Genomic DNA, 9,487 nt, shown 5'->3' on the forward strand with positions numbered 1-9,487 from the left:
CTTTATACATTCCATTAGACAAAATTGCCTGACCACTTGTTGAACAACAATGAGTGATAATATAATCAACCGTATAATCATGTTTTTTTAAATTAAGCAATCCTTGATCCATTTCTTCCTGGTTTGGTAGTTCTTCTTTCCACCAGGATAGATGATTAATACGATATAACTGACGGGTCTTATCTAAATGCCTCCGTTTTTCGTAAAATAACGGATCATCTACTTCTAAGATACCACCAGATATATCATGTGAAGATGCTCCACCAAAAGTAAAAATCTTACAGCCATCAATTTCAAATACTTGACCTCTTTTTAAATGAATTATCGATGGCATAATAAACTGGACCTCACCACCATGCCAAGATTCAGTTGGATAATTTTTTAATAAATCATAATTTTCATGATTACCATCAACCCATAGGGTAGTAAACGGTTTAGCATCTAGCCATTTTAACCAATAACGCTGTTCTTTATCATCTTTGAAAAAGCCAAAATCGCCAGCAACAATGACATAATCATCTTTACTCATTTCTTTTTGTTCAAAAAAACATGTAGTATTGAAACGACGATAATCCCCATGACAATCTCCTGTAATATAAATCATTTAATCACCTTCTTTGATATTTCCGGTTATTTCTAAAACATTACCATCGGGATCACTAATATTAAAATAATAATAAGGATGATGAACATTAACATAATAAATCTTTGATAATTTGCCAATATTTAATTCTTGTAGCCGCTGATATTCAGCTTTTAGATTTGAAACAGTAAAGTTAAAAATCACCATATTATTTTGAAGTCTTTCATCTACGCTAAAATCATCTAGATAAGCCTGATTAAAGCATTCTTTATTTTCTTTAATCAATTTTTGATCATATTTAGAATTATAAAGGGATAGAAAATTACCACAATCAAAAGTTATCCAGCGATCTTCATTTACATATAATGGCTCTTGATTTAATAATTGACGATAAAAATCTAATGATCTATTAATATCATTTACACAAATATAAGTTGTTTCTAATTTCATGATCATCTTCCTTTCTTGTTTTATTAATAATATTATAGAAAAGATAATCATAAAAAACAATCTACTTTTATGTTACATCTTATGGATATAATTTATGCTATTTTCATTATTTATAAATAAAAGATATTCAAATTACTTGAATACCTTTATAAATCACTACCATTAGTTGCAATTACATTTTGATACCAATAAAACGAATCTTTCTTGAACCGCTGATTAGTTCCTTTACCGTGATCATCACGATCAACATAAATAAAACCATAACGTTTTGACATTTCTCCAGTACTTGCACTTACTAAATCAATACATCCCCACATAGTATAACCAATTAAGTTTACTCCATGGTTGATTGCAATTTTACATTCATGCAAATGATCTTGTAAATATTTGATACGATAATCATCATGAATACTGCCATCTTTTTCTACTTGATCTTGAGCACCTAAACCATTTTCGGAAATAATAATTGGTAAGTGATAGCGATCATAAATAATTTCTAAAAAATAACGCAAGCCAAGCGGATCATAAGCCCAGCCCCATTTGGAATATTGTAAATAAGGATTTCTAGCCCCGTTTGCAAAATTACCTTGGACTATATCTTTGACTTCATGAGTCGTAACTATATTGGACATATAATAAGAAAAAGTATAAAAATCTACTTTTCCGTTTTCAAAATCACTAAAATCTTGAGGTAGTGTATTTAATTTTACTTCATATTGATTCCAAAGTCGCTTTGAAAATGGTGAATATCTACCAAAACACATTACATCACCGGTATAATAAATCCCCTTTTCAAATCGATATCTCGTTTCTAAAATATCTAATGGATCCTGACTGCCAGGATAATGAGGAATTCCGCAAATCATCGCTCCTACTTTATTTTCCTGATCAATTTGATGAGCTAATTGGACGCTTCGACTATTAGCTACTAACATATTATGAATAATTTGAAAACTTTCCTGATGACTTTCTTGATTCGATACATTATCAAACATATCTAACATTAATAAATAGTCATTCATCTCATTAAATGGTAACCAGTATTTTACTAATCCTTTAAATTCCATAAAACATGTTTGAGCAAACTTCATAAATAAATCAATTAATTTTCGATTTGACCAGCCACCATAATGATTTACTAAATGTAATGGTAAATCACCATGATATAAGGTTACTAATGGTTCAATATTATATTTATGTAATTCATTAAAAACATTATGATAAAATGCAATCCCTTTAGGATTAGGTTTTTCTTCAATTCCTTCAGGATATAAACGGGTCCATGAAATTGACATTCTAAACATCTTAAAACCCATTTTTGCGAATAATTCAATATCTTCTTGATAATGATGATAAAAATCGATTGCTTCATGACTTGGATAAAAATAATCATCACTAACACCAAGGATAGCTCCTTGAGGCAATTTTTTTCCTAAACTGGCATCAGTACTTACACATTTGCCATTGTTATCTATATAAGTAATTTGCCGTCTTTTACTAAAAGACCCCGCCGTTTTACAATCACATTCGCTAAGTCCTTTACCATCAAGGTTATAAGCTCCTTCAATTTGAGCCGCTGAAGTAGCTCCACCCCAGAAAAAATCATTTGGAAAACCGTTCATATTAACCTCCTATTTGATCATTTTTTGATAGTATAATTGTAAAATATTTTCACAAACAAACAATTCTGAACTTACTGTCATTAATGTATCTTGTCCATGAATAAATAACATCGTGATTTTTTGATGATCATTATATACTGTACTTTGAATAACATCTGTTTGTAATTTATGAGCCTGGGTAATTTTTTCTCTAGCTTGAACTAAAAGTGTCTTGATTTTATCAAAATCACCATTTTCTTGAATCGCACAAGTAAATGCTTCGCTAATAAAATCCCGACATTCACTGGCATATAAAATAATTTCCATTGCTAATTTATTTAAATAATCAACACTATACTCTTTCATATCTTTTCTCCATTATTTCTCTTCTTCTAAACAACATTGTTTATCATAAACCTTAAAAAATGGATAATAAATAAGACCTGTTACGACAAAACAAACTAGATGTAAAATAAGTCCAGTGATTGATTTTAAAGCAAGTGGTGCATATAAAATAGATGGCATCGTCATTCTAAATGGCTCAATCGGTACGGCACAAAAACCTGAAGCAAAAGCAACCCAAACAATTAACGCATTAGCTAACCCAGCTACCCAAAACGGAATCATCAAAGTTGGATTAAAAGCTACTGGCGCTCCATAAACAACCGGTTCATTAATATTAAAAATTGATGGAATCAAAGCTGCTCGACCTACTGTCTTCACCCGTTTTGATCGTGCTAGAAAAGCCATAAAAATACATAACGTCAAAGTTGCCCCCTGACCTCCAATAAAACACATTTGAAATACTTCATAAGTATGGATATTACTGGCTTCTAATCCTTGGGCTACTAAAGCCACATTAGCATTTTGACCTTCCATCCAGATAAGTGATAGTAATGGAAAAATAATCCAAGCTGAAATTCCAAATGAATACATAAATAAAATCAATAATATAACTAGTAAAAAGCCACCAAATGATTGTGAAAAAGTTGAAATTGGAAGTAATAAAGAACGAATTTCTTCAATCAAATCAAATTTTAATGTGAAAGTTAAAGTAATTCCAAACAATAAACATAATGTCCAAGGAATAATTGAATCAAACCAGGTAATTACAAAAGAAGGCAATGAAGAATCTTCTTTAAAAAATGAATGACTTGCAAACAAATTAAAAACTACTGCGGTAAGATACCCTGAAACAAGGGCATTTAACATCCCACCTGCTCCTAAATTTGAAGAAACTAAAATTAAATTTCCGGCTTCATCATAACTTGGATATACTAGCAGTAAAAATAATCCTAGACCTGCCAGCCCAGCTTGCCTGGCTATTTTACGATGGCGCTTTTTTTCCATGATGACACAAGGTAACTGGTAAGCTAAAAACAAACCAAATAATCCAAACGAAAAATTACTTAACATCGTAAGATCAGGTAAAAACGTCAAGCCAAAACTTCTAAAAACACCAACTAAGGTTGCCACTGAACCTACTAAGGTCGCGGGAACGGCCGCTAAAATTGCTTCTTGAGTAGCACTGATCCAAATATTATCACCTATTTTTCGAATCATTGGTGCTATATTTTTTTCCACAAATGCCATAAACTTTTTCACTTTTTATCACTCCTTTATATTTAAAGTTTCTATAATTTGATCAACTAAACCATCACCATCTAATGCTCCATAAACTGCTCCATCAATTAAAACTACGGGAACATTATACTCATCAGCAATTTCTTTAATTGAATCATAGCGATGTTTAAAGTGCGGACCTACCATAATTAAATCAACCTCATCTAAATAATCTTCTACTTCCGATTCACTTCGAGCACGAATACTAAAATCTAACCCCCTTCTTTTTACCACACTACTGGCATTTTTAGCCATAAAGCCACTAGAGGCTCCACAACCGCAACATAATAAAATCTTTTTCATCATACGCTCTCCTTTCTTTCTAACCACATCATAACAAGCAAGATTTTTAGCTACAAATAAAGACAAGTTCCCCTATGAGGAACTTACTTATATTTGTTGGAATTATGGCCATACTATAAAATAAAACCATAATAATTCATTGGAAGAATATTGGAGCTGTTGAAAATGAAAAATACCGATAAAATCATCTATTATTTAAAACAACGTAACGATTGGGTAAAGGCAAGTGAACTAGCTAGTTACTTAGCAGTTTCTAAACGTCAGATTAGAAAACATATTGCCACGATCAATAACGATGAACCAATCATCATTTCTAGTGTCCAAGGCTATAAAATCGACATGAAAAACTATGATCACTTTATCGCTAATAAAGCTTTTAAACTTACTAGTGATCAAGATAATCGTCGTAATTACATTATTCAAAAACTACTTACCCATTTAAATGGCTATGATCTTTTCGATTTTTCCGATGAATTATTTGTCAGTGAAACAACGATTAAAAAAGACATTCAGGCAATTCGTTTAATTATTGAAAAATATAAACTTTCAATAATTAGAAAACAAAACATGGTAAAACTAGAAGGTAATGAAGAAGCAATAAGAAAATTTATGTATCCCTTTATTGCAAAATATTCATTTGATATTAACTTTTTTCAAGAAGGTTTTCATTTATTTGATATGTCTTATAATTATTATGAGATTCAAGCTAAATTAAAAAAGATAATTAATCAGTTTGATTATACCTATAATGACTTCACTCTTAATAATCTAACATTACATTTAATTATTATTTTAAATCGGGTGGAAACTGGTAATGAATTAACCCAGCAGTTAGAAAATAAAGATGTTGTTTTGCTTAACAGTTATAAAATGGCACTACTAATCAATGATTATTTTAAAGAAGAATATGGTGTTTCTTTTAATCAGGCAGAATTAATTAATATCTCATTAATTATTGAAAACAATATTAATCATATTGGTAATCTTAATTATGATAATCTTAATCTTCACAATATTTATCATTATGTTGATAAAAAATATATTGAAATAACTAGAGAGATTATTTATAAAGTTGAAGAAAATTATTATCTATCGCCATTTAAAGAAAGTTTTATCACTAAATTTATTTTACATATTCAAAATCTCTTTTTTAGAAACAGAAATAATTTTAATGTAAAAAATCCTCTTGCTAGTACGATCAAAATGGCTTATCCATTAGTTTATGATATTGCTGTTTTTATTGCTCAGCAATTAAAACAAAATTATGAAATTAATTTAAATGAAGATGAAATTGCCTTTATTTCTTTTCATATCGGTTCTTATTTTGAAACTAATTCATATACCTGGTTAGCTAAAGTTAATTGTGCATTTGTATATATTGAATACTATGATTTTTATAAAATAACTTTACATAATTTAAAACAACGTTTTAACGATAAAATTAATATTACCAGTATCTCTACAGTTAATAATTATATTGATAAGATTGACCCTAAAATTGATTTACTTATTTTAGCAACTGGTGTTCATAGTCAATTAAAAACTAAATCCGTTTATATCAAACCATTTCCCAAAGAAGAAGATTATTTAAAATTAGAAACTGTTATTAATGAAATTCTAAATGACAAACAGCGTCATGAACTAAAAGGTTATATCTTAAATTTCTTTGATGAAAAACTATTTTATCATAATCCCGCATTTACTACCAAAAAAGATCTATTATTTCAAATGACCAAAGATTTAAATAATTTAGGTTATACTAAAGCGGATTTCTATGAGGATGTTATTAATCGTGAAGAACTTTCAGCAACCGCTTTTCATGACATTGCTGTTCCCCATTCACTTACAGGAAAGAATACTAATAAAAGTTTTATTTCAATTGCTTTATTTCCTAAAGGAATTAAGTGGTCCAAAAATAAGGAGGTTCATATTGTGGCAATGATCGGCATCCATGACAATTCCCGTAAGATTTTTTCTAATTTTTTTGATCAATTAATTTGTTTATTAGATGATCCAATTAATATTCAATTACTATTAACTGCTAAAAACTTTGAAGATTTCTTTAACTTAATTAATAAATTGTTTTCTGAATCCAAATAAATTCTCATTATCATTTGTACAAAAACGATGGGCTGTAACAAAATAAACAGCCCATGCTCTTTTTTCAATTTTTACAACTTTTTTGCTTTGATTTAAACCATCGTTTAACCCTCATTAAATTTTTGTTTATAAGCTTAAACAGTTTCCCAGTGTTCAGATTGACTTCTTTAACTAAAATATCACTATTATAAGTTTATGATTTATTGTAATTAGCGGTATCTATCCATTGTTAGACAAGATATATGCCATACTTATCAAACAAAAATACACGCTTTAAAAGATAAATTAAAACAATTTTTTATATAATTACATATCTTTTTACTAATTTTTATTTCCATTTTATCTCTTTTTAATCTTTAGGAAAACTTTCTTCCAAATCATTAATGATATAATTAATAGTTAATTTATTTATTTTTTTATTAACTTCTATTGATTTCAACATATTGATCAATGATCTTGCTGTCTCATCATCATAAGTAAAAGAATCTTTACAATAATTTCTTCTATACAAAGCATATAATATATCTCTAAACTCTACTATTTGTTTATTTGAAGAATTTTTTATTTTATCCAATAAATCTTCCAAATTAAAATATGAAAGATATTTTTTTTCTTTTCTATAATAGTATTCATTTTGTTTCAAATCTGATTTTAATTTATCTGTCCAATTTACATCATTTAAAAGTTTATTAATGTATTCATTATCTATTTTCTCTTTATCCTCTAATACTTTTTTCACCATTTCCATAGCTGAAGTATACTTTTCAGCTTGTTCTCCTTCAAGAATTGTATGACATTTTAGCAATTCATAACTATAATCACTTTTAATAGTGTTGATTTCTATTTTTTCTAAAATTAAGTCTAATACCTGATTAAAGTCTGTAAGTTGATTATATGTAAACCCCAAATCTAATAAAGGTATTAAAGAATTAAAAAAGTCAGAAATTTGATTCAAATTTAATTTATTAATATTCGAATGTATCAAATCTAACTTTTCTTGAATATCATCATCTTCCATAAAATAGAAATTTTTAAGTTCTATAATTGGAGAAAGTTTTCCCTCCATATTAATACTATCGATATAATAAGTTATTTGATTTAAAATTATTTCTTCATTATATATTCCATCATATACAATATCAATAATAAATTTAAAAGTATGTAGATATGTATTAAGATTATCTCCTAATTTATATATACCTAATATTTCACTTTCATCCTCACTGTTGGGTTTTGAATTACCGTTTTTATAATAATTTTCGATAGAATATATATCAGCTAACAATTTATATAATACCTTTTGTCTCAAGAAAAAGTCATTTTTCAACAATCTATCTATGCATATACTATATACTTCATTTGCGATATATAGAGAACTTTGAACTGTTCTTAGATTAAGATTATATTGATAGATATTCCTATCTATAAATTTTTTCCAATTTTCATTACTAAGATTGCTTAAAGGAAGATTTCTATAACTCTGCCATTCACTAGCTAAAAAAGCTTCTATATTTGGAATAAATTCTATTGTTCTTGAAATAAATTTTTCTTTAATTTTAATAAAATCTTCATTATTAGTAATTTCTTCTTCATTTGCAATAATAATACATTTACATAATTCATGTTCGACTAAATCATTAATAAATCCCAATACCTCTTTTAAAGATATAGTACATCTTTCTAAATCATCAAATATAAATACGGATGATCTTATATTATTTTTTGAAATTACATTATCTATTTTTTTCTTCACCCCACGGGCAACATTCAACCATCCTTGAAGTTTTATTTCATCACATATAGAATCAATACCTGTTATAATTTCAATAATCTCAGGTTCATCTTTTGTATTTTTTAGATAGCCATAGGCTTCTCTAACAATTATTGACTGTATTCTATCAATTAACTCTTTAGCATTTGATAATCCATTTAAAGTAATATAGTATAAACGTTTATCTTCTGTTTTTAGAAAATCTTTTATCTCCTGTCCTAAGATTTTTTTAACAAAGTATGTTTTTCCACATCCCCACTTTCCCTTAATCATTATTGCAGAATTTAAACTTTGCCTACTTTTGATATATCTCTTTATAACTTCAATTATCAATTCTTGATTACCCACAAATATACCTCCATTTGTTTAAAAATTATAAAAACCTTGCATTACCTTATCAATATTTTAATTTTTCTATTAGTTCATACATATAACATTGTTAAAATAAAACATCATATAGAAAAATCCTAACTAAAAACATTCCTTTTTTATAGTAATCATATTTGAACAACTAACAATATCAAAAAAAATTTGCAAGAAATAATATACTAATATAGATACAATCAATATTAAAAATAGTAATTTTATAAATTATCAGTTATATTTTAATTAATCATAGTTTTACTATCTACAATTTTTAAATAACCATTTATATTGTAAAGATTTTTTATTTTAAAATTCAAGCTTTCAAATTAATATATCTTAATAATAGTTACAAGTATTATTTTGATATCTATAAACTAATTTTTATTTTCATCTATTGTTGAATTTTAATACCCATTGTATCGTCGATTACTATTTAATTAATAATAAATGGCTTATTCTTATTTTATATCTCATACATAATGTATTTGATTTTCATAATAAAAGAGGAAACTCAAATAAACTTCCACTTTCTCAGCAAGCCTATATATCATTTTTCATTATACGTTTTTTTGCTATAGAATAGACTTCTTCATCTTCTTTATCTCAAATAACAACAATAAGCATTTTATCTTTTTACTCAATAATCTTATATACTACAACCTGATGCTATTAATTTATTTTTAAAAATCC

Annotated in this window: 8 protein-coding genes; 1 reads left to right on the forward strand and 7 read right to left on the reverse strand. The window is 27.3% G+C overall.

From position 1 onward, the window contains the following. From J7M77_RS13230 to J7M77_RS13255, 6 genes are all read right to left on the reverse strand, one after another. Positions 1–604: metallophosphoesterase (locus tag J7M77_RS13230; RefSeq protein ID WP_296879358.1), on the reverse strand; the 604-nt coding region annotated here is incomplete at its 3' end. Then, on the reverse strand, positions 605–1,033 hold the full coding sequence (locus J7M77_RS13235; protein WP_296879360.1) for a VOC family protein: 429 nt from the start codon (positions 1,031–1,033) through the stop codon (positions 605–607). Positions 1,034–1,179: 146 nt separating this feature from the next. Then, complete coding sequence (locus J7M77_RS13240) at positions 1,180–2,655, reverse strand: glycoside hydrolase family 1 protein (RefSeq protein WP_296879362.1); 1,476 nt, start codon at positions 2,653–2,655, stop codon at positions 1,180–1,182. Between the two features lie 9 nt (positions 2,656–2,664). Next, complete coding sequence (locus J7M77_RS13245; RefSeq protein ID WP_296879364.1) at positions 2,665–3,000, reverse strand: PTS lactose/cellobiose transporter subunit IIA; 336 nt, start codon at positions 2,998–3,000, stop codon at positions 2,665–2,667. Between the two features lie 12 nt (positions 3,001–3,012). Then, complete coding sequence (locus J7M77_RS13250; RefSeq protein WP_296879366.1) at positions 3,013–4,239, reverse strand: PTS transporter subunit EIIC; 1,227 nt, start codon at positions 4,237–4,239, stop codon at positions 3,013–3,015. Positions 4,240–4,245: 6 nt separating this feature from the next. Beyond that, positions 4,246–4,560 (reverse strand): PTS sugar transporter subunit IIB, encoded by a 315-nt coding sequence (locus tag J7M77_RS13255; protein ID WP_296879368.1) that lies wholly within the window; start codon positions 4,558–4,560, stop codon positions 4,246–4,248. Between the two features lie 165 nt (positions 4,561–4,725). On the opposite strand from J7M77_RS13255, the gene J7M77_RS13260 reads away from it, so the two are divergent. Continuing rightward, positions 4,726–6,660 (forward strand): PTS sugar transporter subunit IIA, encoded by a 1,935-nt coding sequence (locus J7M77_RS13260; RefSeq protein ID WP_296879370.1) that lies wholly within the window; start codon positions 4,726–4,728, stop codon positions 6,658–6,660. A gap of 349 nt (positions 6,661–7,009) precedes the next feature. Here the strand turns inward: J7M77_RS13260 and J7M77_RS13265 are convergent, their stop codons facing one another. After that, complete coding sequence (locus J7M77_RS13265) at positions 7,010–8,779, reverse strand: P-loop NTPase fold protein (protein WP_296879372.1); 1,770 nt, start codon at positions 8,777–8,779, stop codon at positions 7,010–7,012. Positions 8,780–9,487: the final 708 nt, after the last annotated feature.

The sequence above is a fragment of the Thomasclavelia sp. genome, from assembly GCF_017889095.1.
In the GTDB taxonomy this organism is placed as follows: Bacteria; Bacillota_I; Bacilli_A; order Erysipelotrichales; family Coprobacillaceae; genus Thomasclavelia.